Annotated in this window: 14 protein-coding genes; 9 read left to right on the top strand and 5 right to left on the bottom strand. The window is 59.1% G+C overall.

The genetic code is table 11. From position 1 onward, the window contains the following. Nucleotides 1-142 precede the first annotated feature (142 nt). The 3 genes from AC6I7J_RS17265 to AC6I7J_RS17255 all read left to right on the top strand — a co-directional run bounded on the left by AC6I7J_RS17265 (nt 143) and on the right by AC6I7J_RS17255 (nt 3381). Nucleotides 143-352 (top strand): YdgH/BhsA/McbA family protein, encoded by a 210-nt coding sequence (locus AC6I7J_RS17265; RefSeq protein WP_058757538.1) that lies wholly within the window; start codon nt 143-145, stop codon nt 350-352. Nucleotides 353-563: 211 nt separating this feature from the next. Beyond that, nucleotides 564-1619, top strand: a complete 1056-nt coding sequence (gene yncE / locus AC6I7J_RS17260; protein WP_498006268.1) for a 7-bladed beta-propeller protein YncE — start codon at nt 564-566, stop codon at nt 1617-1619. A gap of 121 nt (nt 1620-1740) precedes the next feature. Then, a complete protein-coding gene (locus AC6I7J_RS17255) occupies nt 1741-3381 on the top strand; it encodes a dihydroxyacetone kinase subunit DhaK (protein WP_498006266.1) in 1641 nt (546 codons plus the stop codon). 119 nt (nt 3382-3500) lie between these two features. Here AC6I7J_RS17255 and sbmA read toward each other — a convergent pair whose 3' ends face one another. Next, on the bottom strand, nt 3501-4736 hold the full coding sequence (gene sbmA / locus AC6I7J_RS17250; protein WP_021507809.1) for a peptide antibiotic transporter SbmA: 1236 nt from the start codon (nt 4734-4736) through the stop codon (nt 3501-3503). 294 nt (nt 4737-5030) lie between these two features. Here sbmA and AC6I7J_RS17245 point away from each other — a divergent pair, with 294 nt between their 5' ends. The 4 genes from AC6I7J_RS17245 (at nt 5031) to AC6I7J_RS17230 (ending at nt 12587) form a co-directional block, all read left to right on the top strand. Next, the gene (locus AC6I7J_RS17245) at nt 5031-5768 is read left to right on the top strand and encodes a gluconate 2-dehydrogenase subunit 3 family protein (protein ID WP_058780874.1); all 738 of its coding nucleotides are present in this window, start codon (nt 5031-5033) and stop codon (nt 5766-5768) included. Nucleotides 5769-5770: 2 nt separating this feature from the next. Further along, entirely contained in the window at nt 5771-7555 is a 1785-nt protein-coding gene (locus AC6I7J_RS17240; RefSeq protein ID WP_021507807.1) for a GMC family oxidoreductase, read from the top strand. Nucleotides 7556-7566: 11 nt separating this feature from the next. Next, nucleotides 7567-8886: a c-type cytochrome gene (locus AC6I7J_RS17235; RefSeq protein WP_282996136.1), complete on the top strand. Its 1320-nt coding sequence runs from the start codon at nt 7567-7569 to the stop codon at nt 8884-8886. Between the two features lie 197 nt (nt 8887-9083). Continuing rightward, nucleotides 9084-12587, top strand: a complete 3504-nt coding sequence (locus tag AC6I7J_RS17230) for an Ig-like domain-containing protein (protein WP_498006264.1) — start codon at nt 9084-9086, stop codon at nt 12585-12587. 139 nt (nt 12588-12726) lie between these two features. Here AC6I7J_RS17230 and AC6I7J_RS17225 read toward each other — a convergent pair whose 3' ends face one another. From AC6I7J_RS17225 to AC6I7J_RS17210, 4 genes are all read right to left on the bottom strand, one after another. Beyond that, nucleotides 12727-14136: an MFS transporter gene (locus AC6I7J_RS17225; RefSeq protein WP_058774914.1), complete on the bottom strand. Its 1410-nt coding sequence runs from the start codon at nt 14134-14136 to the stop codon at nt 12727-12729. Nucleotides 14137-14322: 186 nt separating this feature from the next. Beyond that, a complete protein-coding gene (gene abgT / locus AC6I7J_RS17220) occupies nt 14323-15843 on the bottom strand; it encodes a p-aminobenzoyl-glutamate transporter (RefSeq protein WP_498006261.1) in 1521 nt (506 codons plus the stop codon). 184 nt (nt 15844-16027) lie between these two features. Further along, nucleotides 16028-17467 (bottom strand): M20 family metallopeptidase, encoded by a 1440-nt coding sequence (locus AC6I7J_RS17215; RefSeq protein ID WP_498006259.1) that lies wholly within the window; start codon nt 17465-17467, stop codon nt 16028-16030. Beyond that, nucleotides 17464-18777: an amidohydrolase gene (locus AC6I7J_RS17210; RefSeq protein WP_059011921.1), complete on the bottom strand. Its 1314-nt coding sequence runs from the start codon at nt 18775-18777 to the stop codon at nt 17464-17466. Before AC6I7J_RS17210 ends, AC6I7J_RS17215 begins: the two co-directional genes overlap by 4 nt. Before the next feature lie 113 nt (nt 18778-18890). Here AC6I7J_RS17210 and AC6I7J_RS17205 point away from each other — a divergent pair, with 113 nt between their 5' ends. Continuing rightward, nucleotides 18891-19790 (top strand): LysR family transcriptional regulator, encoded by a 900-nt coding sequence (locus tag AC6I7J_RS17205; RefSeq protein WP_058770043.1) that lies wholly within the window; start codon nt 18891-18893, stop codon nt 19788-19790. Nucleotides 19791-19861: 71 nt separating this feature from the next. After that, a complete protein-coding gene (gene yjdN / locus AC6I7J_RS17200) occupies nt 19862-20299 on the top strand; it encodes a VOC family metalloprotein YjdN (protein ID WP_498006257.1) in 438 nt (145 codons plus the stop codon). The last annotated feature ends 32 nt before the right edge of the window (nt 20300-20331 follow it).

Here is a 20331-nt window from a genome sequence, read left to right as displayed (position 1 = left end):
CGCTAAACGTGCTTTTTATAGTCAAAATATTCGAAAGACTTAGGCAAATCTCTGCGCTTTTTTTTGATCGGTTGCCGGCCTACTATATCTCTCATCAAGGCGATGTCGCCTTATTCAATCAAACATCATTAAGGACATGACCATGAAAACCATCAAAACTTTTGCTGCTGTTATTGCTCTCTCTGTTCTGCCATTTGCCAGCTTCGCGCAAAGCGTGACCGCTACCGCCTCTACGCTTGACGGTGCTGAAGCGCAAATCGCTGCTAAAGCGCAGGAACTTGGTGCTTCCTACAAAGTGACTGAAGCCAACTTCAACAACGGCGTTCACATGACCGCAGAACTGACCCAATAAGTTTGCCTTACCCTCTGTGCTGACAGGGTGCCTTCGGGCGCCCTGGCGGCGTTGCTAACGCCATAAAATCCTGTCCCTTTTCCGCATAAATGATTATTATTCGCAAAAACTAACATCCTTATCGGCTCGCCTCGGGCTGAATTTCCTATTGGTTGCAATGTCGGGCTTTCATTTCACTGCCGCACGGCGGTGGTTTTGCTATGGAGAAGTTATGAAAGCGAATAAAACAATGCAGTGGGCGCTGCGTCCGCTACTGGTGGCCACGGCGCTGCTTTCCTGCAGCGCGCTGCAGGCGGCGGAAACGCAGCCGCTCAATCAGCCGATCGCCAAAGGTGCCTACGAACTGGCCTTCAGCAACAGCGACAACGCGCTGTTCCTCGCGACGGCGCAAAACGCCGGCAATGCGCAGGGCGGTACCGTGTACCGTCTCGATCCGCAGAATCTGGCGGTGAAACAAACCATCAGCACTGAGCTGAAGACCTTTGGTGCCGCCATCAATCAGCACACCAACGTGCTGTACTTTGGCAACACGGTCAACGGTGCGCTGACGGCAGTGGATGCCAGCAGCGGTAAGGTGATCAACACGCTGGTGCTGGATGGCCGCAAGCGCGGTGATACGGTTCGTCCGCTGCAGCCGCGTGAACTGGTCGCGGATGCGCTAACCAATCGCGTGTACATCACCGGTCTCGGCGCGCAAAGCGTGGTGTGGGTGGTGGACGGCAAAACGCTGCAGCTCATCAGCACTATCCCGAATACCGGCAAAATGGGCACCGGGCTGGCGCTGGATGCCGCCGCGCAGAAACTGTATGTCACCAATGCCGATGGCGAGCTGGTCACCATCAATACCCGCCTGAACGCGATTGAAAAGCGCCAGAAAATTGACGGTGATAAAGAGCACTTTTTCCTGAACATTGCGCTGGATAGCAAAGGCCACCGCGCTTTCCTCAGCGATGCGAAGCAGCCGCAGGTGCTGGTGCTGGATACCCGGACACAGCAGGTGATTCAGCGTATTGAGGTACCGGAATCGCTGGCGGTGCTGTTCAATGCTGACCGTGACGAGTTGTATGTCACGCACCGTAAAGCCGGTGAGATCAGCATCATCGATGCCAGCAGCTATAAAGTGAAACGCACGGTGAAAGCGCCGGGCCTGCCGAACAGCCTGGCGCTCTCCGCCGATGGCAACACGCTGTTCGTCAGCATCAAGCAGCCGGGCTCACGCAAGGAACCGCCAAAAAACCCGGACAGCGTGTTACGCATCGCGCTGTAGGGCGTAATTATCCGAAACTCAGGGGCGACGTGTGTCGCCCTTTGCATTTCCGGCCTTGATCCCCCCTTTCCCGCCCGGCTTACGCTACCTTTAGGACGACAACACCTAAGGGGAGAGTGCAATGAGCCAGTTTTTTATGCATGAAAAAAACGATCTGGTGAACGAAGCGATCGAAGGCGTGTTACTCAGCACACCGTGGCACAATCTGACCCGTCTCGATCTGGGCGATGAGATTCGCGTGGTGGTGCGTTCGGACTGGGATAAAAGCAAAGTCGCACTGATTTCCGGCGGTGGCTCCGGCCATGAACCGGCGCACGCGGGCTTTGTCGGCAAAGGGATGCTGACCGCTGCGGTGTGCGGCGATATCTTCGCCTCGCCGAGCGTTGATGCGGTGCTGAACGCCATCGTTAACGTCACCGGTGAGGCGGGCTGTCTGCTGATTGTGAAGAACTACACCGGTGACCGGCTCAATTTTGGCCTCGCAGCGGAGAAGGCGAAAAATCTCGGTTACAAGGTGGAGCTGGTGATGGTGCAGGACGATATCGCGCTGCCGGAAAATCCGCAGCCGCGCGGCATTGCCGGCACTGTGCTGGTGCACAAAATCGCCGGCTACGCTGCGGAGCACGGCCAATCGCTTGAAGAGGTTAAAGCGCTGGCGCAGCGCACCATCGACGCCACATCCTCTATCGGCCTGGCGTTTGCCACCTGTCACATTCCGGGTGAAAAGCGCGACGATCGCGTGGCAGCCGGTCATAGCGAGCTGGGGATGGGCATTCACGGTGAGCCGGGCGTAATCACGCTGGACACGCAAAACAGCCGCAAAATTACCAGCATCATGACCGATCAGCTGGCGCAGGCGCTGCCCGACGGCAAACAGGCGCTGTTGATGATCAACAATCTCGGCGGCTTTTCCCAGCTGGAGCTGGCGCTGCTCACGCGCGAGGTACTGCAGTCGCCGCTGGCGGCACGCATCACCCATGTAATTGGCCCGGCAACCCTGGTCAGCGCGCTGGATATGAAAGGGTTTTCGCTGACGCTGCTGGCGCTGGAAGAGGCGTTTTTCGAGGCGCTGCATGCGCCGGTGCAGGTGCTGGGCTGGACGCCGATGTACGACTTTGCGCCCATCAGCCTGCAGCGCGCTGAACGCATCGGCAGCGTGCTGGATTTCGATCCTTCTGATAACGCTGAAGTGGCGCAGGTGGTTGAGCGCGTGACGCAGACGCTGATCGATCTGGAGAGCGAGCTGAATGCGCTGGACGCCAAAGTCGGCGATGGCGATACCGGCTCGACCTTTGCCGCCGGCGCGAAGAAAATCCAGCGCGGCCTGCGTGAACAGCAGCTACCGCTGGATGAGCTGCCTACGCTGCTGGCGCTGGTGGGCGAACAGCTGGCGACGGTGATGGGCGGATCGAGCGGCGTGCTGATGTCGATTCTGTTTACTTCGGCCGGACAGCAGCTGGAGGAGGGCAGCACGCTGCCGCAGGCGCTGATGCACGGGCTGGAACGGATGAAGCACTACGGCGGCGCGCAGCCGGGACATCGCACCCTGGTGGACGCGCTGCAGCCGGCACTGGAGGCATTAGCGGCCGGAGAGTCGCTGGCTGCGGCGGCGGCGGCTGCGCAACGGGGCGCCGACGCGACGGCGCAGATGCAGAGTGCGAAAGCGGGCCGTTCGGCTTATCTGAATCAGCAGAGTCTGGATGGCGTGAAGGATCCCGGCGCGTACGCCATCGAGAAGGTGTTTGCGGTGCTGGCGGGCTGAGGATGGGACGGATGGGTGCGGGGGTCGCCCTCACCCTAACCCTCTCCCGCGGGCGGGAGAGGGGACTGTCCGGAGCGATGCCGGCGTACAGCGCGGTTCTGCGCCCGAGCCTTTTCCGCTTACTCCGAGGCTTCGCGCAGCATCTCGTCGTGCGGAATATCCTGCAGAATCTGCTCGAAGCTGCGCAGACGTTTGTAGATCGACATCAGCGTAATCAGCGTGGACCACGAGGTGATCAGATACTGGAAGGAGGAGCGCACCTGGTCGAACACGTTGGTGATCTGGTTAAGCAGCCCCAGCGTGATGGTGCCCGCAACAATCGAAGGGAACAGCACGAACAGCCCGAACACATTGTCCACCTGCAGATAGAGAATGCGCGTGATGTTGAAATAGAGATAGTGGAAATAGAGGCGGAAATAGTTGTGACGCACGCGGCTGAACAGCTCCTGCACCGTAGGCGGCGCGGCGCGCTGCGGATCGTCCTCGCCGTACACCAGCTCTTTACGGTAAGCGGCTTCCACCCGCTGATTGCGGAACTCCAGCCCCGGCAGTTTAATTCCCACCAGCGCCAGCAGCGCGGTACCAAACAGCGACCACAGCAGCGCGGCGATCACCAGCGCATAAGGGATATTGCCGAGGATCGGCACTTCTTTCACGTGATGCGATAGCGTCACCAGCACCGGCAGAAACGCCACCAGCGTCATGATGGCCTGAATAAAGCTGATGCCCCAGTCCTGCAGCGTACTGGCGAAGCGCATGGTGTCTTCCTGCACACGCTGTGCGGCACCTTCTACCAGACGCAGGCGCTGCCAGTTATGCATGTAGTAGTTGTTCATCGCGGTACGCCAGCGGAATACCCAGTGGCTGACGAAAAACGAGTTCATCACGCCGATCACTACCGCGATCAGCGCAATGCCGAGAAACGCCAGTACCTGCACATAGAACTGATTGATGCTCACCGAGCCGGCTTTGGTCAGCGCCTGCTGAATCATGTCGTAAAACGGACCATACCAGGCGTTAACGCCGACGCCAACCTGCACGCCAAACCAGGTGACAAAGATAATCAGTAACGATCCCCATACCGACCAGCGCTGCCACGGATGGTTGTCGATGATGCGCCACACCAGTGCAAAGGCACCGCCCATGATCCAGTAATAGGCATAAAACCACAGCTGGCTGGCGTGGATAAAGCGGCTGGCGTTGGTCGGCAGTGGCTGCTGCATCGCCGCCTGCAAAGCGGGAAAGCGCGCCGGAAAATCATTGAAAAAGCCAAACCAGGCGAAAATGGCAATCAGGCTCCAAATCGCGGCCGAGCTGAAAAACAGCGCCGGCCGCGGAAAATAGGACTTAAACATAGGCACTCCGCTGTTGTGTGTACTCTTTATACCGCTTCCGGCATTTATCTGTCTGTTGTCGGTTGTATCCGACGATGACAGCATCGCCGCATTTATGTAAAGCGGCAGAGTTAGTTGTTAAGTTTTTTGTGCTCATTTGTTTCGGGAAACTAAATTATTAACGGCGATGGTGTTACACTACGCCAACTGTTACCGGTAACAGTCTTGCTGTATCCCTTAAAACGCCAATAAAAATCATTACAACGCAACTACTTAACTTTCATGCCGCATTATATGCGGTAATGAGGCAATGTCATGTCAGAAGAAAAAAAGGGTCACACTCGCCGGGATTTCCTGCTGAGAACCATCACCCTGGCGCCGGCAATGGCGGTAGGCAGTACGGCGATGGGTGCACTGGTCGCGCCAATGGCCGCCGGTGCGGCAGCGTCGTCGGCAGCTGCGCCGCAGCAGGCGCGCGAGTATCAGCCGGTGTGGTTTACCGCCGAAGAGTTTGCCTTCATCAAAGCCGCCGTGGCGCGCCTGATCCCCAACGATGAACGTGGTCCTGGCGCGCTGGAAGCCGGCGTACCGGAGTTTATCGATCGCCAGATGAATACGCCGTATGCCACCGGCAGCAACTGGTATATGCAGGGACCGTTCAATCCGGATCTGCCAAAAGAGCTCGGCTATCAGCTGCCACTGGTGCCGCAGCAGATCTACCGTCTCGGCCTGGCTGATGCCGATGGCTGGAGCAAACAGCAGCACGGCAAGGTATTTGCTGAGCTGACGCCCACGCAGCAGGACGCGCTACTGAGCGCCTTCGAAAACGGCAGCGCGCAATTCCCGCAGGTGCCGGCCAAAACCTTCTTCGCCTTTCTGTTGCAAAACACCCGCGAGGGCTACTTCAGCGATCCGATCCACGGCGGCAATCAGGGCATGGTGGGCTGGAAGCTGATCGGCTTCCCTGGCGCACGCGCCGACTTTATGGATTGGGTAGAGCGCGGCGAACGTTATCCGTTCCCGTCAGTTGATATTCGCGGCGAGAGGGCGTAACCGTGGCAAATGCGTTAAAAAAAGTGGATGTGGCGATCGTCGGTTTCGGCTGGGCCGGGGCGATCATGGCGAAAGAGCTGACCGAGGCAGGTCTGCATGTGGTGGCGCTGGAGCGTGGGCCGCATCGCGATACCTATCCGGATGGATCCTATCCACAGTCGATTGATGAACTGACTTATAACATCCGCAAAAAGCTGTTCCAGGATCTGTCAAAAAGCACCGTAACTATCCGTCACGATGCCTCACAAACCGCCGTACCGTATCGTCAGCTGGCGGCATTCCTGCCGGGCACCGGCACCGGCGGCGCCGGCCTGCACTGGTCGGGCGTGCACTTCCGCGTCGACCCGGTCGAGCTGAATCTGCGCAGTCACTACGAGCAGCGTTACGGCAAAAACTTTATCCCGGAAGGCATGACCATTCAGGATTTCGGCGTCAGCTATGACGAGCTGGAACCGTTCTTCGATCAGGCGGAAAAAGTGTTCGGCACCTCCGGCAGCGCCTGGTCAATCAAGGGCAAAGTGGTGGGCAAAGAGAAAGGCGGCAACCCGTATGCGCCGGATCGCTCCAGCGACTTCCCGCTGCCCGCGCAGAAGCGCACCTGGTCGGCCCAGCTGTTTGCCCAGGCGGCGGAATCGGTGGGCTATCACCCTTACGATATGCCGTCGGCCAACACCTCCGGTCCTTACACCAATACTTACGGCGCGCAGATGGGGCCGTGCAACTTCTGCGGCTACTGCAGCGGCTACGCCTGCTACATGTACTCCAAAGCGTCGCCGAACGTTAACATTCTGCCCGCGCTGCGCCAGGAGCCGAAGTTTGAGCTGCGCAACAACGCGTATGTGCTGCGCGTCAATCTGACCGACGATAAAAAACGCGCGACCGGAGTGACCTATCTGGACGGTCAGGGACGTGAAGTGGAGCAGCCGGCGGATCTGGTGATCCTCTCCGCCTTCCAGTTCCACAACGTGCACCTGATGCTGCTGTCCGGCATCGGCAAGCCGTACAACCCTATCAGCAACGAGGGCGTGGTCGGCCGTAACTTTGCCTACCAGAACATCTCCACGCTGAAGGCGCTGTTTGATAAAAACACCACCACCAATCCGTTCATCGGTGCCGGTGGCGCCGGCGTGGCGGTGGATGATTACAACGCCGATAACTTTGACCATGGTCCGTACGGCTTTGTCGGCGGTTCACCGTTCTGGGTCAACCAGGCGGGCACCAAGCCGATCTCCGGCCTGCCGACGCCAACAGGCACGCCGAACTGGGGCAGCCAGTGGAAAGCGGCGGTGGCGGATACCTATAACCATCACGTGTCGATGGATGCGCACGGCGCGCACCAGTCGTATCGCGCTAACTACCTCGATCTCGATCCCAACTACAAAGATGCTTACGGCCAGCCGCTGCTGCGTATGACCTTTGACTGGCAGGACAACGACATCAAAATGGCGCAGTTCATGATCGGCAAGATGCGCAAAATCACTGAAGCGATGAATCCGAAGATGATCATTGGCGGCGCGAAAGGGCCGGGTGCCCATTTCGATACCACCGTGTACCAGACCACGCACATGAGCGGCGGCGCCATCATGGGTGAAGATCCTAAAACCAGCGCGGTGAACCGCTATCTCCAGAGCTGGGATGTGCCTAACGTGTTTGTCGCCGGAGCTTCTGCCTTCCCGCAGGGACTGGGCTACAACCCGACCGGCATGGTGGCGGCGCTGAGCTACTGGTCCGCCAAAGCGATTCGTGAACAGTATCTGAAGAACCCCGGCCCGCTGGTACAGGCATAAGGAACATGGCGATGATCAAAAGTTTAACAGCCCTGTTGCTGGGCACCCTGTCGTTCGCCGCGCTGGCGGAGGACACCGCCGCCGATGCGCTGGTGCAGCGCGGTGAGTATCTGGCGCGCGCCGGTGACTGCGTCGCTTGCCACAGCACCGCAGGCGGCAAACCGTTTGCCGGCGGCCTGGCGATGGCGACGCCGATTGGCACCATCTACTCCACCAATATCACGCCGGATAAGGCAACCGGCATTGGTGACTACAGCTATGACGACTTCCAGAAAGCGGTGCGTCATGGCGTGGCGAAAAACGGCGACACGCTCTATCCGGCGATGCCGTATCCGTCTTATGCGGTGGTCAGCGATGACGACATGAAGGCGCTGTATGCCTACTTCATGCACGGCGTGGCGCCGGTGGCGCAGGCTAACAAAGAGAGCGACATTCCGTGGCCGCTGTCGATGCGCTGGCCGCTGGCGATCTGGCGCGGCCTGTTTGCGCCAGATGTGAAGGCGTTCCAGCCGGCCGCGCAGGAAGATCCGGCGCTGGCACGCGGTCGCTATCTGGTGGAAGGGCTGGGCCACTGCGGTGCCTGCCACACGCCGCGCAGCTTCACCATGCAGGAGAAAGCGCTGAATAACGGTCAGGGCAATGATTATCTTGCCGGTAGCAGCGCGCCGATTGACGGCTGGACCGCCAGCAACCTGCGCGGTGATAACCGCGATGGCCTGGGGCGCTGGAGCGAAGCGGATCTGCAGCAGTTCCTGCGCTATGGCCGTAACGATCACACGGCGGCGTTTGGTGGCATGACCGAGGTGGTGCAGCACAGCCTGCAGTATCTCAGCGATGCGGATATCAGCGCGATTGCCCGTTACCTGAAATCGCTCGGAGCGAAAGATCCGTCTCAGGCGGTATTCCGTGAGGATGACGCAGTGGCCCGGGCGCTGTGGAAAGGTGACGACAGCCAGCCGGGTGCCGGCGTGTATGTCGACAGCTGTGCGGCGTGTCATAAAACCGACGGCAGCGGCTATCAACGCTTCTATCCGGCACTGCGCGGGAATCCGGTGGTGATGGCAGAGGATCCGACGTCGCTGATTCACATCGTACTGGTCGGCGGCACGCTGCCGGGCGTGCAAGGCGCACCGACCGCGATCACCATGCCGGCGTTTGGCTGGCGTCTGAACGACAGCCAGGTGGCTGATGTGGTGAACTTTATCCGCAGCAGCTGGGGCAACGGCGTGCAGACCAAAGTCACGGCCAAACAGGTGGCGAAACTGCGCCAGGATGACAGCGTCCAGCCAAATCAAGGCAGCGCGGATATCCGGGTGCTTGAAAAGCAGTAAGCCTGTCTTAAGCATTTCCTTCAGGTCATGGCGCGGTTCATGGCCTGAAGGGTGCGAAAAATCCCACTAAAATTCATTATCTTAGATTTTCCTTTCAGACGTTTCTTGTAAGAGATTCCTTCCCCTGCGTTTAAAAATCCCTGCCGCTTATTAAGCGTTACTTTAACGATATTAACTCTGGCGAAAAGGATGACCATATGTCTGTAGGCTATTACGACCCGACCAAACCGGGACAGGAGAACTACGTCAATTCACCTTATCAGTACTGGAAAGGGGTGGTTGAGGATAAGAGCGTCAGCTATATCGAATTTGCCATTAACGGCCAGCTGTTTACTACGCAGGTAAACGCGGACGGCAGCTGGGAGTATCAGCTGCCGCTGCGGCTGGAAGAGGGGAGCCACAATCTCACCATCCGCTTTTTCGACCGGGCCGGCAACGCCGGGATTCCGTTCCAGACGCGGCTGGAAGTCGATCTCAGCCCGCCCGATATGCCGGCAATTATGCGCGTACTGGATGATTTCGGACCGGTGCAGGGCCCGGTTGGCAACAAAGGCTTCACCGATGATAAAACGCCAGCCATTTCCGGTTATGCCGAGCCGGACAGCATTGTCCGCCTGTACAGCAACGGCGTGCTGATTGGCAGCGTGCAGGCGGCGAAAAACGGTCAGTGGACCATTACGCCGGAACTGAGTAATGGTGAACAGCGCCTGTATGTCACCGCCACTGACAAATTCGGCCAGGTCAGTTTTGATTCCCCGGTCTTCACGCTTTACGTCAATTCGCCGCGCATCGACAAGCCGCAGCTGCTGGAAGTCTATGATAATGAAGGCCCCAATAATGGCGTGATTAAAGCGGGTAGCGAGAGCGACGATCGTAGTCCGCGCCTGAGCGGCAACGCGCCGCTGGACGCAGAAAACGTCATCATCTACGTCAACGGGGTACGCGTCGGCGTGGCACCGGTGATTGACGGGCAGTGGCGCTGGGAGAGCAACGTTGATCTGCTGGGCTACGGTGAAAACACCATTACTACCCGCGCGCAAAATAACCGTGGTGAGTTGAGCGATGCGAGCGAGCCGTTTACCTATACGGTGGTGCCCACCGCGCCGGTGAAGATTGAGTATGCGCTGGATAATTTTGGCACGGCACAGGGCAAACTGGAAAACGGCGCGCTGACCGATGACTTCACCCCCACGCTCAAAGGCACGGCGGAAGCCAACAGTATCGTCTACGTGTATGCCACACGCGAAAACGGCAGCTGGTGGCTGAAAGGCAGCACCCAGGCGGATGCCTTTGGCCACTGGCAGGTGGAAATCGCCCGACTGGATGGCGGGGCCGGCCCGTATCACTTCCAGGCCAGTAACAGCCCGACGCGCGATCCCGCTGCGCCGCTGTTCGACCTGTATGTGTCAGACAACGGCACCCGCCTGAAGCCCACCATCAACATGGCGCACGATAATGTCGGACCCGAACAGGGCAAATTAATCAATGGCGCCACCACCGATGACATGGCGCCGACGCTGCAGGGCAAAGCCGAAGCCAACAGCATGGTGTATATCCATGCGCGGCATATTGATGGCCACTGGGTAGTGTTAGGCAGCGTTAAGGCCGATGCCTGGGGCAACTGGATAACGGAAGTGCGTGCGCTGCGCGGGGGATACGGCACTTATGAGTTTCAGGCTGCCAAAACTTTTGATCGCGACACCAGCGCCGAGGTGTTCAGTCTCAACATGGTGCCGGAAAAACCCGGCATCGTTTCTGCCTGGGATAATTTTGGCGCGCAGACCGGCGTGCTGCATCAGGGCGATGTTACTGATGACCTGACGCCAACGCTGAAAGGCCATGCTGCAGCAAACAGCGTGGTTTATATCTATGCCCGTCACGTGAACGGGGTATGGGTGACGCTCGGCAGCGCCGTTGCGGATGCTCATGGTCACTGGCAAAGCGAAGTGCGCGCGTTACGCGGCGGCTTTGGCAAATATGAGTTCCAGGTCTCAGACAGCCCGGTGCGTGACGCCGCCGCCGACGTTTTCGAGCTGACGATTATCTCCGGCAAGACGGAGATTATTTCTGCGTGGGATGACAGCGGACCAAAGCAGGGCCAGCTGAAAAGCGGTGATATCACCGATGATATGACGCCAACCCTGAAAGGCACGTCTGCACCCAATAAGGTGGTGTACATTTTCGGCTGCCATATTGAGGGCCACTGGGTATTAATGGACTCGGTCACAGCGGATGCTACGGGTAACTGGAGCTACCAGTCTTACGATCGCTCGCCGTGGAAAGGACTGACGCAATTTCAGGTCAGTGATAGCGCCATTCGTGATGTGAATGCGCCAACCTTTCTGCTGGAGATCAATGTCGATCCGCCGAAGGTCGATCACAAGGGGATAGTGTGGAATTTCAACGACGGTACCCAGCAGGGCTGGATCGCCAGCGGTCTGTATCACAAAAATGACAACATCGGGGTTAAGCGCTGGAGCGCAGGCAATTCCTCTTATGAGTTGGGTTCCATGACCAACGGTTCAAACACCAACGGATTCAAAGGAGAAGTGGTTTATCGCTATATTCAGGTCGAAGCGGGTAAAACCTACCAGTTCGATTTTGATGGCTACCGTATTCCTGGCGGTAGCCTGAAACCGAAAATCGGTCTGGACGTTAATGGACAGAAAGTGATTCCCAACATGGAGCTGGATGCTGCCTGGAATCATTTCAGCGGACTGTATACCGCCAGCAAAACAGAAGTGGTTCGCGTGGCGGTAACCAATGAGGTTAATAACGGTAACGGCAACGATTTCGCTATCGATAACATCGGGGTTAAAGAAATCAGCCGGGTTCGTGGACAACCTGATCTGGTGAAAGACGCTAACGGTCATCCGCGCTATATCGATTTTAAAACCGGGGTCAGTTATACCATCGACGACAGTCTGAAAATGACGCTGATTAAAGGACCGAATATCGGCGGCGAGCAAAAAACGCTGAAGCATGGCGAAATCATTGTTGGCCGTGGCGGCCAGATGAAGCTGGATTTCGACGGCGTGGCGGAGAAAGTGGTGCTGAAATCGGATTATGTGCACAGCAAAGGCAATTACATCGATTTCTATGACACACAAGGTAAATTGCTGCACAGCTATGAGCTAAAGGCGCATCCGGGCACCCTGCGAAGCGACATTGTTGAGTACCACGCCCCGGCCGGTAAGCTGATCGGATCAGCCGTGGTGCGCGTCAATCCGGCAGAAGTGGATTCGGTAAACAATCCGGGCGGCGTGCGCATCAGTGACGTTGAATGGGGCATGCATGATGATCATGTCGGTATCACCGCCTTTGATGTTCCTGCCGTCATCACCCTGGGCGATGAATTCGCCGTTTCCCTGAGCGATATGCTGGCGCAGGGCAAGCAGGGCAGCACCATCGATATGACGGGTCACGGCAAAAACGTCCTGAGCGTAACGGTTGACGATATCCTGCAGGTTGGAAGTCAGGATCTGTTCGTGAAAGACGGCAAAACCCAGTTGCTGATCAAAGGCGATGCGCAGGACGTGGTGAAACTGGATGACATCCTCGGCGACGGCGGTGACGTGGGCGATTGGGTGAAACAGCAGGGCAGCACCACGGTGGCTGGCGTGAAGTATCAGGTTTACAGCCACAGCGGCGTCGATGCCGACGTGCTGATCCAGGAAGGGGTGAAAACCGAACTGGTGTAAATCTGGAGGGGGCGGAAACGCCCCCCAAGGTTTGCATCAGGACGTAGCGGCGCGATTTATCGCGCGATGAATCGTGCCGCTCCAAAGGGTGCGCATTGCCGGGCTGAACCGGCCGCCGCCCACCTTGTGCCCGTCCGGTTTAAATGTTTTCCAGATCCAGTCCCCGCGTCTTCGGCCCGTAAATCCCGACCGACAGCATCACCATCAGCATACTCAGCACGATAAATACGATCACTCCCTGACTGCCGGCATACTGCAGAATCAGGCCAATCAGAATACTGCTGAAAGCGGTCGACAGCCGGCTGAATGAATAGCAGAAGCCGACGGCGCGCGCACGAATGTGCGTCGGGAAGATCTCGGTCTGATAGGCGTGATAGCTGAAGGTCAGCCAGGCGTTGCTGTAGGTGATCAGGAAACCGCACACCACCATCAGCAGCGGGTTGCTGGTCAGCGCGAACAGCGTGCCGAACACCACCGTCATCAGCGATGAAAAAACGATCTGCCATTTGTTTTCCAGCCGGTCGGCGTAGCGGCTGCAAATCAGCGAGCCGAGCGGATAGGCCAGCGTGATGAAAAAGGCGTACAGCAGGCTGTGGGTAACGGTGGCCCCCTTGCCAGACAGCAGCGCCGGCAGCCAGTTACCGAAGCCGAAGAAGCCAATTGCCTGGAAGAAGTTCATCACCACCAGCATCAGCGTACGCTGGCGATAAGCCGGTGCCCAGATTTCGCTAAAACGCCCTTTTTTCGGCAGCTGTGCCGCCGCATCACGCTGAGAGAAATCGTCTCCCGGCGCGATGCCGCAGCGTTTTTCCATCTCGCTCAGCACCCGGTGCGCGTCCTGATGCCGCCCCTGCTGCGCCAGCCAGCGCGCCGACTCTGGCAGATTTTTCCGGATAAACCAGATCACCAGCGAGCACAGCGCACCGGCGATCACGACCCAGCGCCAGCCTTCGAGGCCGAGCAGGGTTTGCGGTACCAGCCACCAGGACATCAGCGCCACCGTCGGCACCGACAGGAACTGAATGAAAAAAGAGAAGGCAAACGCGCGGCTGCGCAGATGGGCCGGCACCCACTCCGACAGATAGGTATCGATGGTCACCAGCTCGACGCCCAGACCGATACCGACCAGGAAGCGGCACAGAATAATCATCTCCGCGCTGTGCTGGAACGCCATCAGCAGTGAGAACGCACCGTACCACGCCAGCGCGCACATAAAGGTCAGGCGACGGCCGAAGCGGTCGGCATAGGGCGTCAGCAGGCTGGCACCGACAAACAGGCCGAGAAAGGTCGCCGAGGCGAACGCTGCCTGATCGGCGATACCAAACACGCCCGCGGTGCCGGTGTGGAACACGCCTGCGGCGACCAGCCCGGCGCTGATGTAGCCGGTTTCAAACAGATCGTACAGCTCGAAGAAGCCGCCGAGCGCCAGCAGCGTAATAAAGCGCCACAGCCCGGCGGAAGAGGGCAGAGCGTCGATGCGCCCGGCCAGCGTCTGGCGTTCGGTCGCGATGCGATCGGTCGCCACCCCTGTCGAATAGGTGGTTGTCATTATGATTGTTACCTCGGTGTTTGCAGGATCCGCCCGGTGGTGGTTTGTCAGAAATCATTAACCGTTAGCAAGCGAAGAAATAGCAGAATAATCAATTCGTCCGGGGTTGCCGAGAGGCGCAGCGGTGACATTTTGGCAACGTGCGTTGCAGTTCACAGAAAGCGGTACGCCGTCCATGGCGCCAGGTCAGGGCAGATGCGGATAAACGCCCGGACCGATGGGCAGGCCCAGCAGATACCACACCAGCAGCAGCGCGATCCACGTCACAAAGAACACCAGCGGATACGGGAAGATCAGCACGTAGTAGGTGCCGAGCTGCGCGTCTTTTTGATAGCGCTGCAGGAAACCGAGGAACAGCGGCAGAAACGGCGACATCGGCGCCAGCGGCAGCACGGCGGAATCGGCGATGCGGAAAATCATCTGGGCAAACGCCGGGTGAAAGCCGAGCAGCATAAACATCGGTACAAACACCGGCGCGAGGATCGACCAGATTGCCGAGCCGCTGGCGATAAACATGCACAGAAACGCCGAGAGGAACATCAGGCCGAGAAAGGCCGGCGCACCGCTGATGCCGGCGCTCTCCAGCATATCGGTCAGGCCGATGGCCATAAACTTGCCCATGTTGCTCCAGTTGAAGAACGCCACGAACTGCGACAGCGGAAACACCATGACGATAAAGCCGGCCATGCTCTTCATCGGATCCACCAGCAGTCGGGGGATGTCGTCAGCGCGGAGAATCTGCTGCGTCACCGCGCCATAGGCAATCGCCACCACAAAGAAGAACAGGATGATGATCGGCACGATGCCCTGAATAAACGGCGAAGGGATGATGCCGCCGGTTTTCGGGTTGCGCAGCGGCGCATGCTCCGGCACCACCAGCAGCGCCATCACACCGATGAACACCAGCGCGGCGAGACCGGCCGCCTTCAGGCCGCGATTCTCCTGCGCCGTCAGCGGTGGCAGGCGATCGTGGTGGCCGCTGTTCCAGACGGGCAGGCGCGGTTCGACAAATTTATCGGTCAGTAGCGCGCCAGCCACGGTCAGCACGATGACCGAGCTGGCCATAAAGAACCAGTTATCGATCACGCTGACGTGGACCGTGTCGCTGACCGCTTTCGCGGCCTCTGTACTGATGCCGGAGAGCAGTACGTCAGTGGTGACGATCAGCAGATTCGCGGTAAAACCCGACGCGACGCCGGCAATCGCCGCCAGCAGGCCCGCCACCGGATGACGACCGACGGCAAGGAAGATCAGCGCGCCGAGCGGCGGCATCACCACCAGTGCGGCGTCGGAAGAGATATGGCTGAAGAACGCGATAAACAGCACCATATAGCTGGCGTAGCGACGGCTGACGCGTGACGCCATTTTCACCATCAGCGACTGCAGCAGCCCGACTTTTTCCGCCAGCCCGGCCCCGATCACCAGCGCCAGAATGGAGCCCAGTGGGGTGAAGCCGCTGAAGTTTTTGATGATGTTGGGCAGGATCCATTGAATGCCCGCCACGCTGAGCAGGTTATTGACCCGCACCAGTTCGCCATTGGCCGGATTTTTAACAGCCACATCGAGGCTGCTGAGAAGCGCGGTGACGATCATCAGCACCACGATCAGGTAGACAAACAGTAAGAACGGGTTGGGCACTTTGTTGCCGACCCGCTCAATCCAGCTGAACAGCTTGCCGGGGCTGCGATTTTCGGTCATCACTTCCATCGGTAGATCCTCGTCATGTTGTATTTGCATGCCCGGAAGGGCTGTTATTTTTTATTTTTTTATTTACTGCTTCCGCATGTGTTGCGGAGTGACCTTTCACACCGGCCTGTAGCGGCGCAATTTATTGCGCGTCTTGTTAAACCCGCGCGATTAATCGCGCCGCTACGGGCCAGTGCGCTTCGCTTTATAATGTCGATGGCTGCACGCCGGCCGGAATCGGGCACACATACGGCTGCTCACGGCGCACGCGGTCAAACTCTTCACGACAACGCGCCAGCGCGGCATCATCGTGCAACAGCGTCAGCGCGGTGGCGGCCAGCACTTTGGCGGCGAGGCACATCCCTTTGTGGGCAATCGGCGTGCGGCCCTGTGCCACCAGCTGCCAGGTGTGCAGCGGCGTGCCGAAGGCAAAGCAGGGGGCAAAACACTGCGCCGTCGGCGTTACCCAGCTCACATCCCCAACGTCGGTTGAGCCGTACAGCAGCTCGCGCGTGACCGCATACGGCGCTACCTCATCCATCAGCACTTTATCCCCCAGCGCCTCAGCCCAGGCGATACCCACTTCGCCGCCGGTGCGCGCCGCATTCAGTCGCGCGTTACGCAGATCGTCTTTGCTCAGCGTGGCGCGGATCTCTGCCGCAAACGCCTGTTCCTGCGCGCTGTAGTGCGGCAGACCAAAATGGTGCAAATTACGTTCCATCACCGCTTCCAGCGCGCGGTTGGGCACATAGTTGGAGCAGGCTTTTTCAAAACGTACCGTCATCTGCGTATCGGTCATCAGCGCCGCGCCTTTGGCGATGTTAATCACGCGCTGGTAGATATCCTGGGCCTGGTCGAGCTGCGGCGCGCGAATCAGGTACAGCACTTCGGCATCGGCCTGCACCACGTTGGGCGATACGCCGCCGGTTTGGGTGACCGCATAGTGCAGGCGCGCCTCCTGCACAATGTGCTCGCGCAGAAAATTCGCGCCGGTGTTCATCAGCGTCACCGCGTCCAGCGCGCTGCGCCCGAGATGCGGCGAGTTAGCGGCATGCGCCGCCACGCCTTTGAAGTGAAACGCCGCCTGAATATTGGCGAGGGTGCTGAGGTTGAACATGCCGCTGAAGCCTTCCGGGTGCCAGGTCACGGCAGCATCGACATCATCAAACAGCCCCTCGCGCACCATAAAGGTTTTACCCGAGCCGCCCTCCTCGCCAGGGCAGCCGTAAAAGCGCAGCGTGCCGCGTCCGCCCTGTTCTGCCCACCAGGCTTTGATGGCGAAAGCGGCGGCCAGGCCGGCGGTACCGAGCAGGTTGTGGCCGCAGCCGTGACCATTGCCGTTTTCCACCAGCGGCTCAGGCGTGGCGCAGCCCGCCTGCTGGCTCAGGCCGGCCAACGCATCAAACTCGCCGAGGATGGCGATCACCGGCTGGCCGTGGCCGATTGAGGCGATAAACGCGGTGTCGAGACCGCCAACGCCGCGCTCGACCTCAAACCCCTCCTGGGCCAGCGCATCGGCCAGCAGCGCAGACGATTGCGTCTCTTCGAAACGGGTTTCCGGCACGTCCCAGATCGCATCGCTGAGGGCACTGAAACGCGCCTGGTGCTGGTCGATGTAGCGATCGATGAAGTCGTGTGCGCTCATCGGGCACCGCCGAATTGCGTCTGATTAAGCGCCAGCGTAGCCAGCATCTGCACGGCAGTAGCCATCACCGCTTCATCAAAGTCGAACCGCGCATTGTGATGGCCCGCCGCCAGCTCGCAGCCGAAGATGACGTAAGACGCCTGGCCGCCGCGCTGCTGCACGCGCTCCATCATGTAGGTAGCATCTTCGGAACCGGCCGCCTGCTGTTTGCTGTCTATCACCGAACTGAACAGACCCAGCGCTTCGGCCTGCTGATGGATAAAACTGACCCACGCCGGGCTCGGCGTGCAGCTGCGTGCACCGCCCATCAGCGTGACCTCGTGCTCAACGCCGTACATCGCCGCGGCACCGGCAATCACGCGCAGCGCCTGTTGATAGATATCGTCGTTGACCTGATTACTCGCGCCGCGCGTTTCCACCTTCATCAGCGCAACATCCGGCACTACGTTGCGTCCGCTGCCGGCCTGTAAGACACCAACGTTAACGCGCGCCACGCCGCCGCTGTGCTGCGGCAGAGTGTGCAGCGCCAGCGTGGCCTGCGCCGCCGCCAGCAGCGCGTTGCGTCCCTCTTCCGGTTTGCCACCGGCATGCGCGCCGACCCCGGTAAAACGCACGTCCAGCTTGGTCGTGGCGAGAAAGCTGTCGCTGCCGCAGACGATCTCGCCCGGCGGCACGCCGGTGCCAAGGTGAATGGCGGTGAACAGATCGACATCATCAAGCACGCCCGCGGCCACCATGGCTTTGGCACCGCGTACGCCTTCTTCCGCCGGCTGAAAAATGAGTTTTATGCGACCGCTCAGCTGGTGCTTCATCGCCATCAGCACGCCCGCCAGCGCCAGACCTATGGTGGTGTGACCATCGTGGCCGCAGGCGTGCATCATGCCGGGATTGCACGAGGCGAAGCCTTCGCGCGTCGGCAGGTGATCGGCGGCGGCGCTTTCCGTCTGGTCGAGCGCGTCCATATCAACACGAAAGCCCATCACCGGACCGGGACGTCCGGTGTCCAGCGTCGCTACCACGCCGCAGAAACCGCCGGAGAAGTGGGGCAGCCACTGTGGCAGCGCGCCCTGCTGCAGCGCCCGCGCTTCCTGCTGCGCCAGCACTTCAGCAGACGGGAGACCCATGCGCGCATCGGCATCAATCACCTCACGGCCCAGCTGTAGCTGATAACCAAGACGATGCAGCTCTTCCGCCACCAGCGTGGCGGTGCGGAACTCCAGCCAGCCGGATTCAGCATACTGGTGCAGGTCGCGGCGCCATGTCTGCATCTGCGGTATCCGCGCGTTGACGAGGTCGGAAAGGGTGTTCATCGGCTGTTCCTTAGTGTTGGTTTTTTATGCATTCAACCGAATCTACACAATGGTATTAGGGCGCATAAGATGCGAATATCTTGTGACCGATAGACAACGGTTATCACCTGATCATGGCGGCCAATCTCAAACTTCATCAGCTGCGCGCCTTTGTTGACGTGGCGCGCCAGGGCAGTATTCGCGCCGCCAGCCGGCTGTCGGGCCTGTCGCAGCCGGCATTAACCAAAGCGATTCAGGAACTGGAGCTGGCGCTCGGCGCGCGCCTGTTCGAGCGTCGTCAGCAGGGTGTGATGCTGACCGATGTCGGTGAAACCTTTTTTCGTCATGCCTGTCTGGTGCTGGAGGAACTGCGTGTGGCGCAGGAGGATATCCAGCAGCGGCTCGGTCTGGCCGGTGGCAAAGTGAATATTGGGGTGGGCGGCAGCATTGCGCGTACCGTGATGCCGCAGGTGATAACCCAGTTTCATCGTGAATATCCACTGGTGAAAGTGCGTATCGTTGAGGGCCAGCTGGTGTCGATGGTGCATGAACTGCGTCAGGGCGCGCTGGATTTCACCATCAATACCTACGACCGGCATCACTTCGATCAGGAGCTGATTTTCGAGCGGCTGATGCAGCGCGAGTATCAGGTGGTGATGCGTAAAGGGCATCCGATGGCGCATGCGCGCTCGCTGGCCGAGTTGCAGCACTGCGACTGGACTATGCCGACACCGCAGGGCAGTTATTACCGACTGCTGCATGACCTGTTCGGTGAGCGCGGCATGGCACCCAAAATCGCGGTGACCTGCGAGACCTTTATGGCCTGCACCAGCCTGGTGGCGAAGAGTGATTTTGTCAGCATCATTTCGCGCGACGTGATTGAAGACCCTACGCACGGCGGGCAGCTGATCGCGCTGGATCTCGACGATCCGCTGCCGAAAGCCACCTTTTATCTGATTCAGCGTAAAGACACCGCGCTGACGCCGATGAGCGCTTACATGGCGCAGCTGTTTCGCCGCTACTGCCAGCCGTGACGGGCGAAAAACTGCATCGTCTACACTTTAGGTGTACGACACGCGTTTACGCACTCTCAACGGAGGTTACGATGCAGGTGAGTCCTTATTTATTTCTCTACGGTCGCTGTGAAGAAGCGATTGCCTTCTATCTGGAAGCCACCGGCGGCGAAATTCTGCAAAAAATGACGTTTGGCGATATGCCGGAGCAGGGCGAACAAGTGGGCGATCAGTCGGCGCCGCCGCTGCCGCCGGAAAAGATTATGCATGCGCATCTGCGCATTGGTCAGGGCGAGCTAATGCTGAGTGATGGCAATACCGCCCAGCCACCGACGTCCGAACATGCCGGTTATGCGGTGAGCCTGGCCACGCCAGATGAAGCGGAGGGTAAAGCCTGGTTTGATAAGCTCTCTGCGGGCGGCAAAGTGACCACTGAATGGCAGAAAACTTTCTGGTCGAACGGCTTCGGGATGTTTATCGATAAGTTCGGCATCCCATGGCGCATCAACGTGGTGAAGCCACAGGCGTAACAGACTGGCGTGGCCGTGATGGTAAGCGGCCA

The sequence above is a fragment of the Type-C symbiont of Plautia stali genome (genome assembly GCF_059730935.1).
Note: the sequence above shows the minus strand (reverse complement) of the source record. Positions and strands in the feature narration are given on the sequence as shown.